Source organism: Streptococcus oralis SK304 (genome assembly GCF_000287715.1).
In the GTDB taxonomy this organism is placed as follows: domain Bacteria; phylum Bacillota; class Bacilli; order Lactobacillales; family Streptococcaceae; genus Streptococcus; species Streptococcus oralis_Y.
In genome coordinates this window covers 539959-554743 of sequence record NZ_ALJN01000016.1, presented here as the reverse complement: position 1 = coordinate 554743, position 14785 = coordinate 539959, and the positions used below count along the sequence as shown (strand labels likewise).

General features: G+C 38.7%; 17 protein-coding genes. 16 read left to right on the top strand and 1 reads right to left on the bottom strand.

All coding sequences use genetic code 11. The features are described from left to right. Positions 1 to 19 precede the first annotated feature (19 nt). Entirely contained in the window at positions 20 to 319 is a 300-nt protein-coding gene (locus HMPREF1125_RS09570) for a YbaB/EbfC family nucleoid-associated protein (protein WP_000981516.1), read from the bottom strand. Between the two features lie 423 nt (positions 320 to 742). On the opposite strand from HMPREF1125_RS09570, the gene HMPREF1125_RS09565 reads away from it, so the two are divergent. The 16 genes from HMPREF1125_RS09565 (at position 743) to HMPREF1125_RS09490 (ending at position 14768) form a co-directional block, all read left to right on the top strand. After that, positions 743 to 1450, top strand: a complete 708-nt coding sequence (locus HMPREF1125_RS09565) for a 2-C-methyl-D-erythritol 4-phosphate cytidylyltransferase (RefSeq protein ID WP_000638520.1) — start codon at positions 743 to 745, stop codon at positions 1448 to 1450. A gap of 4 nt (positions 1451 to 1454) precedes the next feature. Further along, positions 1455 to 2477: a ribitol-5-phosphate dehydrogenase gene (locus HMPREF1125_RS09560; RefSeq protein ID WP_000609919.1), complete on the top strand. Its 1023-nt coding sequence runs from the start codon at positions 1455 to 1457 to the stop codon at positions 2475 to 2477. A gap of 16 nt (positions 2478 to 2493) precedes the next feature. Further along, the gene (locus HMPREF1125_RS09555) at positions 2494 to 3351 is read left to right on the top strand and encodes a phosphotransferase family protein (RefSeq protein ID WP_000413079.1); all 858 of its coding nucleotides are present in this window, start codon (positions 2494 to 2496) and stop codon (positions 3349 to 3351) included. 1 nt (position 3352) lies between these two features. Further along, complete coding sequence (locus tag HMPREF1125_RS09550) at positions 3353 to 4231, top strand: DMT family transporter (RefSeq protein WP_000791838.1); 879 nt, start codon at positions 3353 to 3355, stop codon at positions 4229 to 4231. An 11-nt stretch (positions 4232 to 4242) separates the two neighbouring features. Beyond that, entirely contained in the window at positions 4243 to 4932 is a 690-nt protein-coding gene (locus HMPREF1125_RS09545; RefSeq protein ID WP_000643949.1) for a sugar phosphate nucleotidyltransferase, read from the top strand. A gap of 190 nt (positions 4933 to 5122) precedes the next feature. Then, a complete protein-coding gene (locus HMPREF1125_RS09540) occupies positions 5123 to 5599 on the top strand; it encodes a PTS sugar transporter subunit IIA (protein ID WP_000521984.1) in 477 nt (158 codons plus the stop codon). Between the two features lie 37 nt (positions 5600 to 5636). Beyond that, positions 5637 to 5942 carry a PTS sugar transporter subunit IIB gene (locus HMPREF1125_RS09535; RefSeq protein WP_000590551.1) on the top strand — a complete coding sequence of 102 codons (306 nt, stop codon included), beginning with the start codon at positions 5637 to 5639 and terminating at the stop codon, positions 5940 to 5942. 55 nt (positions 5943 to 5997) lie between these two features. Further along, a complete protein-coding gene (locus HMPREF1125_RS09530; protein ID WP_000382524.1) occupies positions 5998 to 7473 on the top strand; it encodes a PTS galactitol transporter subunit IIC in 1476 nt (491 codons plus the stop codon). A 102-nt stretch (positions 7474 to 7575) separates the two neighbouring features. Next, entirely contained in the window at positions 7576 to 8472 is an 897-nt protein-coding gene (locus tag HMPREF1125_RS12640; protein WP_000234164.1) for an aldose 1-epimerase family protein, read from the top strand. 283 nt (positions 8473 to 8755) lie between these two features. Further along, positions 8756 to 9181 carry a galactose-6-phosphate isomerase subunit LacA gene (gene lacA, locus HMPREF1125_RS09520; protein WP_000029277.1) on the top strand — a complete coding sequence of 142 codons (426 nt, stop codon included), beginning with the start codon at positions 8756 to 8758 and terminating at the stop codon, positions 9179 to 9181. A 30-nt stretch (positions 9182 to 9211) separates the two neighbouring features. Continuing rightward, entirely contained in the window at positions 9212 to 9727 is a 516-nt protein-coding gene (lacB, locus tag HMPREF1125_RS09515) for a galactose-6-phosphate isomerase subunit LacB (protein WP_001216921.1), read from the top strand. Positions 9728 to 9737: 10 nt separating this feature from the next. Beyond that, positions 9738 to 10667, top strand: a complete 930-nt coding sequence (locus tag HMPREF1125_RS09510) for a tagatose-6-phosphate kinase (protein WP_000604297.1) — start codon at positions 9738 to 9740, stop codon at positions 10665 to 10667. 1 nt (position 10668) lies between these two features. Further along, positions 10669 to 11649: a tagatose-bisphosphate aldolase gene (lacD, locus tag HMPREF1125_RS09505; RefSeq protein WP_000244539.1), complete on the top strand. Its 981-nt coding sequence runs from the start codon at positions 10669 to 10671 to the stop codon at positions 11647 to 11649. A 235-nt stretch (positions 11650 to 11884) separates the two neighbouring features. Beyond that, positions 11885 to 12721 (top strand): PRD domain-containing protein, encoded by an 837-nt coding sequence (locus tag HMPREF1125_RS09500; protein WP_000285742.1) that lies wholly within the window; start codon positions 11885 to 11887, stop codon positions 12719 to 12721. Between the two features lie 35 nt (positions 12722 to 12756). Further along, positions 12757 to 13074, top strand: a complete 318-nt coding sequence (locus tag HMPREF1125_RS09495) for a PTS lactose/cellobiose transporter subunit IIA (protein ID WP_001078328.1) — start codon at positions 12757 to 12759, stop codon at positions 13072 to 13074. Next, positions 13074 to 14768 carry a lactose-specific PTS transporter subunit EIIC gene (locus HMPREF1125_RS09490; protein WP_001037312.1) on the top strand — a complete coding sequence of 565 codons (1695 nt, stop codon included), beginning with the start codon at positions 13074 to 13076 and terminating at the stop codon, positions 14766 to 14768. Before HMPREF1125_RS09495 ends, HMPREF1125_RS09490 begins: the two co-directional genes overlap by 1 nt. Positions 14769 to 14785: the final 17 nt, after the last annotated feature.

The following is a 14785-nucleotide window of genomic DNA, read 5'->3' as shown; positions in this document are numbered from 1 at the left end:
GTTTCTCTTTTTTTGTGGATTAGAAAGGCAATTTTCCAGCGAAAGCACCGAGTTTCTTCTTAGTCGTTTCATCAATTTGTTCAAGTGCAGCGTTAATCGCTTGAACAGTCATGTCAGAAAGGGTTTCAAGATCTTCTGGATCTACAACTGCTGGATTAAAGTCAATGCTGACCACTTTCTTATCACCAGTTAGAGTTGCTTGGACAAGGTCTTGAGCTGATTTTCCAACAAATTCCATGGCAGCGAGTTCTGCTTGACTTTGTTCCATTTGTTTTTGAAGTTTTTGTGCTTGGCGCATCATGTTCTGCATGTTCATCATAGCGGTTTATAGTTTCCTTTTTCTATTATTTTCTTTTTTATTTTACCAATTTTAGGAGCAAAAGTCTAACAATAGTTTAAAACATCGTAGAGATTGCTTTCTTAAATTTACAAAAATGGATGCCACAATTTTCCTAGCTTTTTCTTGTATTTCTAAAAATATGTTTAAGTTTTCTTTAAGGTTTCTATTATATTCTAAAGAACTATATATTAACCGAACGTTGAATGAGGGGTATAGAGAATAACCTAAATTTATTTCTTAATTTATTATAATTTTTCAGATTTTGTTGAATATTGTTCATTTTTCATCCTAAATAATGAGCCGATTCACATGGTGGCTCTTTATCTTTTCTTCATGATAGGCATATATTGTGATATAATAGATAGTAATGATTTTTTTAGAATAAACTAAAGGAGAATATAAATGATCTATGCAGGAATCCTAGCCGGAGGAACTGGCACACGCATGGGAATCAGTAATTTACCAAAACAATTCTTGGAGTTGGGTGATCGACCCATTTTGATCCACACAATCGAAAAATTTGTTTTGGAACCAAGTATTGAAAAAATTGTAGTTGGAGTTCATGGAGACTGGGTGTCATACGCTGAGGACTTGGTTGACAAGTATCTTTCTCTCCACAAGGATCGCATCATCATTACCAAGGGTGGTGCTGATCGCAATACAAGTATTGAGAAAATTATAGAAGCCATTAATGCCTACCGTCCAATCACTCCAGAAGATATCGTGATTACCCATGACTCTGTTCGTCCTTTTATTACACTTCGCATGATCCAGGACAATATCAAACTCGCCCAAAATCATGATGCGGTTGACACAGTAGTAGAAGCGGTTGATACCATTGTTGAAAGTACCAATGGTCAGTTTATCACGGATATTCCAAATCGTGCTCACCTCTATCAAGGTCAAACACCTCAGACTTTCCGTTGCAAGGATTTCATGGATTTGTATGGTTCCCTATCTGATCAAGAAAAGGAAATCCTAACGGATGCATGTAAGATTTTTGTTATCAAAGGGAAGGATGTTGCCTTAGCCAAAGGTGAGTATTCAAACCTTAAAATCACAACTGTAACAGACTTGAAAATCGCAAAAAGCATGATTGAGAAAGACTAAGGCTATGATTAATCAAATTTATCAACTGACAAAACCAAAGTTTATCAATGTACAATACCAAGAAGAGGACATTGATCAGGAGAACCATATCCTGATTCGTCCAAATTATATGGCGGTTTGTCATGCGGATCAACGATACTATCAAGGGAAGCGTGATCCAAAGATATTGGCTAAAAAACTTCCTATGGCCATGATTCATGAGTCTTGTGGAACTGTTATTTCAGATCCGACTGGGACTTATGAAGTCGGTCAAAAGGTGGTCATGATTCCAAATCAACCGCCTATGCAGAGTGACAAGGAATTCTACGAGAACTACATGACAGGGACCTACTTCCTATCTAGTGGTCACGATGGTTTTATGCGAGAATTTGTCTCTCTTCCAAAAGACCGAGTCGTTTCTTATAATGATATCGAAGATACAGTTGCAGCAATTACTGAGTTTGTAAGTGTTGGTATGCATGCTGTGGATCGATTCCTGCATCTTGCTCATAGCAAGCGAGAGCGCATCGCTGTTATTGGAGATGGTAGTTTGGCCTTTGTGGTTGCCAATATTATCAATTACACACTACCGGAAGCAGAGATTATCGTGATTGGTCGCCATTTGGAAAAATTGGAGCTCTTCTCTTTTGCAAAAGAGTGCTATATCACGGATAATATCCCAGAGGATTTGACCTTTGATCATGGATTTGAGTGTTGCGGTGGTGATGGTACAGGACCAGCTATCAATGACCTGATTCGCTATATTCGTCCACAGGGAACGATCCTCATGATGGGAGTGAGCGAGTACAAGGTTAATATCAATACACGAGATGCTTTGGAAAAAGGATTGCTATTAGTGGGATCGTCTCGCTCTGGACGTGTCGATTTTGAGAAAGCCATTCAAATGATGGAAGTCAAGAAGTTTGCGAATCGTCTGAAAAATATTCTTTATGTTGAAGAACCCGTGAGAGAAATCAAGGACATTCACCGTGTCTTTGCTACAGACCTAAATACTGCTTTTAAAACAGTATTCAAGTGGGAAGTTTAGAAGATGGAGGTTATTTGTGGAGAAACTCATCAAAGAAAAAATTTCTTCTTTACTAGCTGAAGAAGAGGAAGTCCTCAGTGTTGAACAGCTGGGAGGCATGACCAACCAAAACTATTTGGTCAAAACAACCAACAAACAGTATATTGTGAAATTTTTTGGTAAAGGGACTGAAAAACTCATCAATCGTCAAAATGAAAAGTACAATCTTGAACTTTTAGAGGATTTAGATTTAGATGTCAAAAATTACCTCTTTGATATTGAGTCAGGGATTAAAGTAAATGAATACATCGAATCGGCAGTAACTCTTGATTCAATATCTATCAAGTCCAAGTTTGAAAAGATTGCACCAATTTTACAAACCATCCACGCTTCAGGGAAAGAATTAAGAGGAGAGTTTGCTCCTTTTGAGGAAATCAGCAAATATGAATCCTTGATTGAGGGACCTATCCCCTATGAAAACTATGAAGCTGTGAGAAAAGAAGTATTCTTGCTAGAGAAAAGATTGGCTGATTTGGGTGTTGATAGAAAATCCTGTCATATCGATTTGGTTCCAGAAAACTTTATCGAGTCACCACAAGGTCGTTTGTATTTGATTGACTGGGAATACTCTTCCATGAATGACCCGATGTGGGATTTGGCAGCACTTTTCTTAGAGTCTGAATTTACAAAGCAAGAGGAAGATGCTTTCCTTTCCTACTATGAAAGTGACAAAACGCCTGTGTCACGTGAGAAGATTCGTATCTATAAAATCTTGCAAGATACTATCTGGAGTTTGTGGACAGTGTACAAAGAAGCTCAAGGAGCTGATTTTGGAGATTACGGTGTTAGTCGTTACCAAAGAGCTGTCGAAAGTTTGACTTATTATGGAGGTTAGGATGAAGAATAAAAATGGTGTTTCTTTTGGTCTGCTCTCTGGTATTTTCTGGGGATTAGGTCTAACGATTAGTGCTTATATCTTTTCAATTTTTACAAATCTTTCGCCTTTTGTGGTGGCTGCTGCTCATGATTTCTTGAGTATCTTTATCTTGTTAGCTTTTCTTTTAGTAAAAGAAGGAAAAGTTCGACTTTCTATTTTCTTAAATATTCGAAATGTCAGTGTTATTATTGGAGCTTTGCTAGCTGGACCAATTGGTATGCAAGCCAATCTTTATGCGGTTAAATATATTGGTAGTTCTCTAGCTTCATCTGTATCTGCTATTTACCCGGCAGTTTCAGTTTTACTCGCCTTCTTCATTTTGAAACACAAGGTTTCAAAGAACACAGTATTCGGTGTTTTCTTGATTATTGCAGCTATCATTGCTCAAACCTACAAGGTTGAACAAGTTAACTCGTTTTACATTGGAATTCTTTGCGCCCTTATCTGTGCCATTGCCTGGGGGAGTGAAAGTGTTCTCAGCTCCTATGCTATGGAAAGTGAATTAAGTGAAATTGAAGCCTTGTTAATCCGACAAGTAACTTCATTCTTGTCCTATCTTGTGATTGTACTCTTTTCTCACCATTCATTTGCAGAAGTGGCAAACGGACAATTACTAGGGCTCTTGATTGTCTTTGCGGCCTTTGATATGATTTCCTATTTAGCTTATTATATCGCTATTAATCGTTTGCAACCTGCGAAAGCAACAGGTTTGAATGTGAGCTATGTAGTTTGGACTGTCTTATTTGCAGCTGTTTTCTTAGGTGCACCGCTAGATATGCTGACAATTATCACTTCACTTATTGTTATGGCTGGTGTTTATATTATTATTAAAGAATAAAGGAGATTCATGTGAAAGCGATTATTTTAGCAGCGGGATTAGGAACTCGTCTGCGCCCTATGACTGAAAATACCCCAAAAGCTTTGGTTAAGGTTAATCAAAAACCTTTGGTAGAATACCAAATCGAGTTTTTGAAAGAGAGAGGAATTGATGAGATTATCATCGTTGTCGGTTACCTAAAAGAACAATTTGACTACCTAAAAGAGAAATATGGTGTCCGTTTAGTCTTTAACGACAAGTATGCTGATTACAATAACTTTTACTCACTTTATCTAGTAAAAGAAGATTTGGCTAACAGCTACGTCATCGATGCAGATAACTATCTTTTCAAAAATATGTTTAGAAACGATCTAAAACGTTCTACCTATTTTAGCGTTTATCGTGAAGACTGTACGAATGAGTGGTTCTTGGTTTATGGTGATGACTATAAGGTTCAAGACATCATTGTTGACAGCAAAGCTGGTCGCATTTTGAGTGGGGTTTCATTCTGGGATGCTCCAACTGCAGAGAAGATTGTTGGCTTTATTGACAAAGCATATGCAAGTGGTGAATTTGTAGATCTCTACTGGGACAACATGGTTAAGGATAATATCAAAGAATTAGATGTGTATGTTGAAGAATTAGAAGACAATAGCATTTATGAAATTGATAGTGTAAAAGATTACCATAAGTTAGAAGAGATTTTATCTACTATTGAGTAAGGAAAGAGAAGAAGGCTTGAGCCTTCTTTTTTTGTAGATTTTAAAATAGAAATGTTTGATATTGATTATATTCTTTAAACAAAACAAAAATTACAAAAAAATGAACAAAATAAAACAAAAAATATTGACAACGATTTCATATAGTGTTATACTTATACCATAAAAGATAATTGAAAGAAGGGAAAAGGTTATGGGATTAGATCATTTCTTTGACAAAAACCTGGTGTTTTGCTTAGAAGCGGATAATCAAGAACAACTTTTTAATCAGGTGGCAACCTTATTGGAAGAACGAGAAATCGTTACTCCAACTTATCGTGAAGCCTTGATCGCGCGTGAGAAGTCATTTCCAACTGGCTTAGATATGGAATTTTTGGGGAAAGATCTACCAAATGTTGCGATTCCTCATACAGATATTGTTCATAATCTAGCTGAGAAAGTAGTGGTTGTTCGATTAGAAAAACCAGTAACTTTTCACAATATGATTGCTCCTGATAGAGAGGTTGAAGTTTCACTGCTCTTCTTTATCATTAACAATTCAAGTTCAAGTCAAACGAATATTCTGGCTCAGTTGATGGATTTCTTTACAGGGAAGGATCATCTAGAAGATCTATCAAAAATTTCTGAACCAGAAAGACTTTATGCTTATATTGCTGAAGCAACAGCTTAATCTTGTCTATTAAAAAATAAAATCGGAGGAAATCCAAATGATTAAAATTCTTGCTGCCTGCGGTGCAGGTGTTAACTCAAGTCACCAAATTAAAAGTGCTCTAGAAGAAGAACTCTCAAATCGTGGTTATGACGTTCACTGTGATGCAGTCATGGTAAAAGATGTAAACGAAGACCTTATCAAGGGATACGATATCTTCACGCCAATCGCTGCAACTGACCTTGGTTTTGAACCAGGAATTCCAGTAATTGAAGCTGGACCAATCTTGTTCCGTATTCCAGCGATGAGTGCTCCAGTATTTGACAATATTGAAGCAGCTATCAAAGAACATGGACTAAGCTAATTTATCCTTTATCTTGTTAACATTCATATAACTTAGAAAAACGGGAGGAACTATTATGGATGTCATTATCAATCTGGCCAACGATATCTTCAAACCTATCTTGGCTATGGGTGGCCCTATCATCATGCTGATCATTTTGACAGTATTGGCTCTACTTTTTGGAGTGAAATTCTCCAAAGCGCTTGAAGGTGGTATCAAGCTTGCTATCGCCCTTACAGGTATCGGTGCCATCATCGGTATGCTCAACGGAGCTTTCTCAGCTTCACTTGCGAAATTCGTTGAAAACACTGGTATTCAATTGAACATCACTGACGTTGGTTGGGCACCACTTGCTACCATCACTTGGGGTTCTGCCTGGACACTTTACTTCTTGCTTGTGATGTTGATTGTCAACGTTGTGATGCTTGCAATGAAGAAAACAGACACACTTGACGTTGATATCTTCGATATCTGGCACTTGTCAATAACTGGTCTTTTGATTAAATGGTACGCAGACAACAATGGAGTTAGCCAAGGGGTTTCCCTTTTCATCGCAACTGCAGCAGTTGTCCTTGTAGGTATTTTGAAAATCATCAACTCTGACTTGATGAAACCAACATTCGACGACCTTCTTAATGCACCAAGTTCATCACCAATGACTTCAACTCACATGAACTACATGATGAACCCAGTTATCATGGTTTTGGATAAGATTTTTGATAAAGTATTGCCTGGTCTTGATAAATACGACTTTGACGCTGCAAAATTGAATAAAAAAATCGGTTTCTGGGGATCTAAATTCTTCATCGGTTTCATCCTTGGTATTGTTATCGGTTTGATGGGGACTCCACATCCAGTTGCTGGAGTAGAAGAAGCAGCATCTTGGGAACTTGTTATTAAAGGTTGGTTGAGCCTTGGTTTGACTGCCGGTGTCTGCTTGGAGCTCTTCTCACTTATCGGATCTTGGTTTATTGCAGCCGTAGAACCACTTTCACAAGGTATTACAAACGTTGCTACTAAACGTCTTCAAGGACGTAAATTTAACATCGGTCTTGACTGGCCTTTCATCGCTGGTCGTGCTGAAATCTGGGCTTGTGCCAACGTACTTGCTCCAATCATGCTAGTAGAAGCTGTACTTCTTTCTAAAGTCGGAAATGGTATCTTGCCACTTGCAGGTATCATCGCAATGGGTGTAACTCCAGCTCTCTTGGTTGTTACTCGTGGTAAATTGCTCCGTATGATTATCTTCGGAACTCTCTTGTTGCCACTCTTCCTTCTTTCAGGTACACTTATTGCACCATTTGCAACTGAACTTGCTAAAGGTGTGGGTGCCTTCCCAGAAGGTGTGAGTCAAACTCAATTGATTACTCACTCAACTCTTGAAGGACCAATCGAAAAACTTCTTGGTTGGGCAATTGGTAATGCCACAACAGGTGATATTAAAGCAATCCTTGGCGCAGTAGTCTTCCTAGTATTCTATGTAGGTATCTTTGCTTGGTATAGAAAACAAATGATTAAACGTAATGAAGAATACGCAGCAAATGCTAAATAATTCGCTCCTATAAAATGTAAATTGTGAAAACTAGGTTGTCAGTTTCCTAATGTGGAGTGACAGCCTAGTTTTTTATAAACTATCAAGAAATCGGAGAAAATAATGGTAATTGAAATAAAATCAGAGCAATTGACGGTCCAATTTAAAACTTTTGGTGGTGCCTTGTCGTCGATCAAGGATCGAGATGGCGTTGAGTACTTGTGGCAAGGAGATGCCACCTATTGGAGTGGGCAAGCTCCAGTACTTTTCCCAATCTGTGGCTCTTTAAGAGAAGATACAGCCTTATACAGTCATGCAGATGGAACGGAGACGAAAGGAAACATTCCTCGTCATGGTTTGGTCCGTAAAAAAGAATTTGAATTAGTTGAACAAACAGAAAACAGTGTAACCTTTGCTATCGAAGATGATGAGAATACTTATCAAAACTATCCTTATCATTTTCGACTTGAAATCACTTATAGGGTTACTGGCAAGACCGTTCGTACCCAATACAAAGTCTTTAATAAAGAAACTAGCAAAGTCATGCCATACTTTATCGGAGGCCATCCAGGGTTTAATTGCCCTCTGCTAGATGGCGAAACTTATGAAGACTACTATTTAGAGTTTGAGAAGGAAGAGACTTGCTCTGTTCCGCGTCCATTCCCAGAAACAGGCATGCTGGATTTCCGAGATAGAAGTCCATGGATGAATTCACAAAAGGAAGTGGATCTCAGTTACGATCTGTTTAGTGTTGATGCAGTGACTTTGGATGAGTTGCAATCCAGAACAATTGCCCTTCGTTCTCGTAAGCATGAGAAGGGATTAAAAGTACACTTCCAAGAGTTCTCAAATCTCATCATTTGGTCAACTTTGAATAAGGGACCTTTCATTGCGTTTGAACCATGGTCTGGCTTGTCAACATCTCTTGAAGAAGGAGATCATTTAGAAGATAAGAAGAATGTCCGTCTCTTAGAACCAGGTCAAGTTGATCAGATTGGTTTTGATATTGAAATATTTTAGATAAAAAACCACAAAAACAAACATTTACTGTTGACTTTTTCTGTAAATAGGAGTATATTATGTTTGTAAGCAACAAATTATGTTTGTAACAAACAAATAATCGCTTGTTATATTCTCTTCGGAAGGAGATTATTTCTAGGGACTTGATTTCCTAAACTTGAATAAGGTGTTATTCATCTCATTCAATCAAATTTGTCAATAAACTGCTAGAAAGTCTTTTGTAGGTAAACTGCTAGCTATAAAAGTCTTTACTAGCCTAGAATAATAAAAAGGAGTAAACAATATGTCTATTGTTATCGGTGCAGATGCTGCAGGTTTGAGATTGAAAGAAGTTGTGAAAGACTTCTTGGAAAAAGAAAACTTCCACGTTGTGGATGTTACAGCTGAAGGTCAAGACTTTGTTGATGTGACTCTTGCTGTTGCTGCAGAAGTAAACAAAGAAGAACAAAACCTTGGTATCGTGATTGATGCCTATGGTGCTGGTCCATTCATGGTCGCAACTAAAATCAAAGGAATGGTTGCTGCAGAAGTTTCAGATGAACGTTCAGCCTATATGACTCGTGGCCACAACAACTCACGTATGATCACTATGGGTGCACAACTTGTTGGTGATGAATTGGCTAAAAATATTGCTAAAGGTTTTGTTAACGGTAAATACGACGGTGGTCGTCACCAAATTCGTGTTGATATGTTGAACAAAATGTGCTAATTAGATTACAGTAAGAAAGGTAAGATAAAAATGAGAATTGCAATTGGATGTGACCACATCGTGACAGATGAAAAAATGGCGGTTTCAGAATTTTTGAAATCAAAAGGATATGAAGTCATCGACTTTGGTACCTATGACCACACACGTACTCACTACCCAATCTTTGGTAAAAAAGTTGGTGAAGCCGTTACAAGCGGTCAAGCTGATCTTGGAGTATGTATCTGTGGTACTGGTGTTGGTATCAACAACGCTGTAAATAAAGTTCCAGGAGTTCGTTCTGCCTTGGTTCGTGATATGACAACAGCTCTTTATGCAAAAGAACAATTGAACGCTAACGTTATCGGTTTTGGTGGTAAAATCACTGGTGAGTTGCTTATGTGCGATATCATTGAAGCTTTCATCAATGCTGAATACAAGCCATCAGAAGAAAACAAAAAATTGATTGCGAAAATTGAGCACGTTGAAACTCACAATGCTCATCAAGCAGATGCAAACTTCTTTACAGAATTCCTTGAAAAATGGGATCGCGGTGAATACCACGACTAAGAGGTGACGCATGATTTTAACAGTCACAATGAATCCATCCATTGATATTTCTTATCCTTTGGATGAATTGAAAATTGATACTGTCAACCGTGTGGTGGACGTGACCAAGACAGCTGGTGGTAAAGGGCTCAATGTTACACGAGTTCTTTCAGAATTTGGTGATTCTGTTGTTGCTACCGGTTTGGTCGGTGGTAAACTTGGTGAGTTTTTAGTAGATCATATTGACGATAAAGTAACGAAACGTTTCTTCTCCATTCAAGGAGAGACTCGTAACTGTATCGCTATTCTGCACGGAGACAACCAAACAGAAATCCTTGAAAAAGGGCCTGAAGTTCTGGAGCAAGAAGGGCAAGATTTCTTGGTTCATTTCGAGAATCTTCTCGACACTGTGGAAGTAGTTGCTATCTCGGGTAGTCTGCCAGCTGGTCTTCCAGTTGACTACTATGCAAGCTTAGTAGAACTTGCTAATCGCGCAGGAAAACCAGTTGTTCTGGATTGCTCAGGTGCTGCCCTTCAGGCTGTCCTTGAATCACCACACAAACCAACAGTAATCAAACCAAATAACGAAGAATTGTCTCAGCTTCTTGGGAAAGAAGTTTCTGAGGATTTGAATGAATTAAAAGAAGTTCTTCAAGAGCCTCTATTTGCAGGGATTGAGTGGATAATCGTTTCACTTGGAGCAAATGGTGCTTTTGCAAAACATGGTGATACTTTCTACAAGGTAGATATTCCTAGAATTCAGGTAGTCAACCCTGTCGGATCTGGAGATTCTACTGTAGCAGGAATTTCTTCAGGGCTTCTTCACAAAGAATCAGATGCAGAATTACTCATCAAGGCAAATGTCCTTGGTATGCTCAATGCTCAAGAAAAAATGACTGGTCATGTCAACATGGCCAACTATCAAGCTTTATATGATCAATTAATAGTAAAAGAGGTATAAAATGGTTTTAACAGAAAATAAACGCGCATGCTTGCAAAAACTCTCTGACGAGAACGGCATTATCTCAGCTCTTGCCTTTGACCAACGTGGTGCTTTGAAACGCCTCATGGCTCAATACCAAACGGAAGAGCCGACTGTTGCTCAAATGGAAGAACTCAAAGTCTTGGTTGCAGATGAATTGACAAAATACGCATCATCTATGCTTCTTGACCCTGAGTATGGTCTTCCAGCTACAAAAGCGCTTGATGCCAACGCCGGCCTTCTTCTTGCTTATGAGAAAACTGGCTACGATACAACAAGCACCAAACGCTTACCAGACTGCTTGGATGTTTGGTCTGCAAAACGCATTAAAGAACAAGGTGCGGATGCAGTCAAATTCTTGCTTTACTACGATGTAGACAGCTCTGACGAACTCAACCAAGAAAAACAAGCCTACATCGAACGCATCGGTTCTGAGTGTGTAGCGGAAGACATTCCTTTCTTCCTTGAAATCTTGGCTTACGATGAAAAAATTGCTGACGCAGGTTCTGCAGAATACGCAAAAGTGAAACCACACAAGGTCATCGGTGCTATGAAGGTCTTCTCAGACCCACGCTTCAACATCGATGTCTTGAAAGTGGAAGTTCCAGTCAACGTTAAATACGTTGAAGGCTTTGGTGATGGTGAAATTGTGCATACACGCGAAGAAGCGGCAGCTTTCTTCAAAGCACAAGATGAAGCAACTAACTTGCCATACATCTACTTGAGTGCAGGTGTGTCAGCTAAACTCTTCCAAGAAACACTTGTCTTTGCCCACGAATCAGGCGCAAACTTCAATGGAGTTCTTTGTGGCCGTGCTACATGGGCAGGATCAGTTGAAGCCTACATCAAAGACGGTGAAGCAGCAGCTCGTGAGTGGTTGCGTACAACTGGATTTGAGAACATTGACGAACTCAACAAAGTTCTCAAAACTACAGCGACTTCATGGAAAGAACGCGTGTAAAATCTTTCTCCTAGTTTAGGAACATGAATCTAAAAAAATTTTTAAAAAAAGTTACATGTAAAGGTTTACAAAATAACTTACTTGTGCTATACTTAAATCACAAGTTAATACAAGGTGAGTGTTACTAAGTAATATTAGGCATGATCACAGGTGGATTAGAAATCAAAGGATTTTCTAGTTCATTTGTGGTCATTTTTTGTACTCATATACCTTTAAGATATAAAAGGAGGTTGACATGTATCGAATTCTAAATCCAATGAATCACAATGTTTCACTTGTCAGAAATGATAAAGGAGAAGAGGTGATTGTAATTGGTAAAGGGATTACATTTGGAAAGAAGAAGGGGGATTTGATTGCTGAAAATCAGGTTGAGAAAATTTTTCGGATGAAGACCGAAGAGTCCAGAGAAAACTTTATGGCTCTTCTCAAAGATGTTCCGCTTGATTTTATCACAGTGACCTACGAGATCATTGATAATCTTTCTAAGAAATATCACTATCCGATTCAAGAATATCTCTATGTGACCTTGACAGATCATATTTACTGTTCCTATCAAGCTCTAACACAAGGAAGGTACAAGGATAGCAATCTACCAGATATTTCTACTAAGTATCCTGTCGCTTTTCAAATCGCAAATGAAGCATTTGAAATTTATCGTCAGAAGTTGACAGATCATTTTCCTGAGGACGAAATTATTCGGATTGCTTATCATTTCATTAATGCCGAAGGGGAGAATGAAGTGGAAGTTGTTGAGTCGATTGATAAAAGGAAAGAAATTCTCAGGAATGTCAAAGAAGTGCTGAAAAGTTACGCTATTCAACGAACCAAAGAGAATAACCATTTCTATGATCGCTTTATGATTCATCTCAACTATTTTTTGGATTATTTAGACCGTTCCAGAGATGATAATCAATCGCTTCTAGATATGGAAGACCATATTAAACAATCCTATCCAAAGGCATTTGAGGTCGGTTCCAAGATCTATGATGTGATTACGAAACATACGGGTCTTGATTTGTATAAAAGTGAACGAGTTTATCTAGTTCTACATATCCAACGTTTATTGTCATAAAAATTTAATTAAAAATACATAAGGAGAATTCTATCATGAATAGAGAAGAAGTAACATTGTTAGGTTTTGAAATCGTAGCCTATGCTGGCGATGCTCGTTCAAAACTATTGGAAGCCTTGAAGGCTGCTGAAGCTGGCGATTTTGCGAAAGCTGATACTCTCGTGGAGGAAGCAGGTGGTTGCATCGCGGAGGCACACCACGCGCAAACAAGTCTATTAACTAAGGAAGCTTCAGGTGAGGACTTAGCTTATAGCGTAACCATGATGCACGGTCAGGATCACTTGATGACAACTATCTTGTTAAAAGATTTGATGCACCATTTAATCGAACTTTACAAGAGAGGAGTTAAGTAATGAACAAACTAATTGCATTTATTGAGAAAGGAAAACCTTTCTTTGAGAAATTATCTCGTAATATCTATCTTCGTGCTATTCGTGATGGTTTCATTGCAGGGATGCCTGTTATTCTCTTCTCAAGTATCTTTATCTTGATTGCTTTTGTACCAAACTCATGGGGCTTTAAATGGTCTGATGATGTTGTTAATCTCCTCATGAAACCTTATAGCTATTCAATGGGGATTCTAGCTCTCTTGGTAGCTGGTACAACAGCTAAGTCATTGACGGACTCAGTTAACCGTAGCATGGAAAAAACCAATCAAATCAACTATATGTCAACATTGTTGGCAGCAATTGTTGGTTTGTTGATGTTGGCAGCTGATCCTATCGAAAATGGCCTAGCTACTGGATTCTTGGGGACAAAAGGTTTGCTTTCAGCCTTCCTTGCTGCCTTTGTTACTGTAGCCATCTATAAGGTTTGTGTTAAGAACAACGTCACTATTCGTATGCCTGACGAAGTTCCACCAAATATTTCACAAGTCTTTAAAGATGTGATTCCATTCACTCTATCAGTTGTTTCTCTTTATGCTCTTGATTTACTAGCTCGTCATTTTGTGGGTGCAAGCGTAGCTGAATCAATCGGTAAATTCTTTGCACCATTATTCTCTGCTGCTGATGGTTATCTAGGTATTACGATTATCTTTGGTGCCTTTGCCTTCTTCTGGTTTGTTGGTATCCATGGTCCATCTATCGTTGAACCAGCAATCGCAGCTATTACCTATGCAAATGCCGAAGTCAACTTGAACCTTCTCCAACAAGGTATGCACGCTGACAAGATTCTTACTTCTGGTACACAAATGTTTATCGTTACCATGGGTGGTACTGGTGCGACACTGGTTGTTCCATTCATGTTCATGTGGTTGACCAAATCGAAACGAAACCGTGCAATCGGACGTGCGTCAGTAGTACCAACCTTCTTCGGTGTGAACGAACCAATCCTGTTTGGTGCTCCGCTAGTCTTGAACCCAATCTTCTTTATTCCTTTCATCTTTGCTCCAATCGCAAACGTATGGATCTTTAAATTCTTCATTGAAACGCTCGGCATGAACTCATTTACTGCCAACCTTCCTTGGACAACACCAGGTCCGCTCGGTATTGTTCTCGGTACAAACTTCCAAGTTCTATCGTTCATCCTTGCTGCCCTTCTAATCGTTGTTGACATTGTCATTTACTATCCATTCCTTAAAGTCTATGATGAACAAATCCTTGAAGAAGAGCGTTCTGGTAAAGTTAATGATGAATTAAAAGAAAAAGTAGCTGCAAACTTCAATACTGCCAAAGCAGATGCTATTCTTGAAAAAGCAGGTGTAGAAGCAGCTCAAAACACAATCACAGAAGAAACAAATGTTCTCGTTCTCTGTGCTGGTGGAGGTACAAGTGGTCTCCTTGCAAACGCTCTAAACAAAGCAGCTGCAGAGTACAAGGTTCCTGTGAAAGCAGCAGCTGGTGGCTATGGAGCTCACCGTGAAATGTTGCCAGAGTTTGATCTGGTTATCCTTGCTCCTCAAGTTGCTTCTAACTTTGAAGATATGAAAGCAGAGACCGACAAACTTGGTATCAAACTTGCCAAGACAGAAGGTGGCCAATACATTAAACTGACTCGTGACGGAAAAGGCGCTCTTGCCTTTGTTCAAGCGCAGTTCGAAGAATAAAATGTAAATAGCGAAGA

Excerpts from the sequence above, each read along its gene's own strand:
- HMPREF1125_RS09570 (WP_000981516.1), bottom strand. The coding sequence starts at position 319 with ATGATGAACATGCAGAACATGATGCGCCAAGCACAAAAACTTCAAAAA.
- HMPREF1125_RS09565 (WP_000638520.1), top strand. The coding sequence starts at position 743 with ATGATCTATGCAGGAATCCTAGCCGGAGGAACTGGCACACGCATGGGA.
- HMPREF1125_RS09560 (WP_000609919.1), top strand. The coding sequence starts at position 1,455 with ATGATTAATCAAATTTATCAACTGACAAAACCAAAGTTTATCAATGTA.
- HMPREF1125_RS09550 (WP_000791838.1), top strand. The coding sequence starts at position 3,353 with ATGAAGAATAAAAATGGTGTTTCTTTTGGTCTGCTCTCTGGTATTTTC.
- HMPREF1125_RS09540 (WP_000521984.1), top strand. The coding sequence starts at position 5,123 with ATGGGATTAGATCATTTCTTTGACAAAAACCTGGTGTTTTGCTTAGAA.
- HMPREF1125_RS09535 (WP_000590551.1), top strand. The coding sequence starts at position 5,637 with ATGATTAAAATTCTTGCTGCCTGCGGTGCAGGTGTTAACTCAAGTCAC.
- HMPREF1125_RS09530 (WP_000382524.1), top strand. The coding sequence starts at position 5,998 with ATGGATGTCATTATCAATCTGGCCAACGATATCTTCAAACCTATCTTG.
- HMPREF1125_RS12640 (WP_000234164.1), top strand. The coding sequence starts at position 7,576 with ATGGTAATTGAAATAAAATCAGAGCAATTGACGGTCCAATTTAAAACT.
- lacA (WP_000029277.1), top strand. The coding sequence starts at position 8,756 with ATGTCTATTGTTATCGGTGCAGATGCTGCAGGTTTGAGATTGAAAGAA.
- lacB (WP_001216921.1), top strand. The coding sequence starts at position 9,212 with ATGAGAATTGCAATTGGATGTGACCACATCGTGACAGATGAAAAAATG.
- HMPREF1125_RS09510 (WP_000604297.1), top strand. The coding sequence starts at position 9,738 with ATGATTTTAACAGTCACAATGAATCCATCCATTGATATTTCTTATCCT.
- lacD (WP_000244539.1), top strand. The coding sequence starts at position 10,669 with ATGGTTTTAACAGAAAATAAACGCGCATGCTTGCAAAAACTCTCTGAC.
- HMPREF1125_RS09500 (WP_000285742.1), top strand. The coding sequence starts at position 11,885 with ATGTATCGAATTCTAAATCCAATGAATCACAATGTTTCACTTGTCAGA.
- HMPREF1125_RS09495 (WP_001078328.1), top strand. The coding sequence starts at position 12,757 with ATGAATAGAGAAGAAGTAACATTGTTAGGTTTTGAAATCGTAGCCTAT.
- HMPREF1125_RS09490 (WP_001037312.1), top strand. The coding sequence starts at position 13,074 with ATGAACAAACTAATTGCATTTATTGAGAAAGGAAAACCTTTCTTTGAG.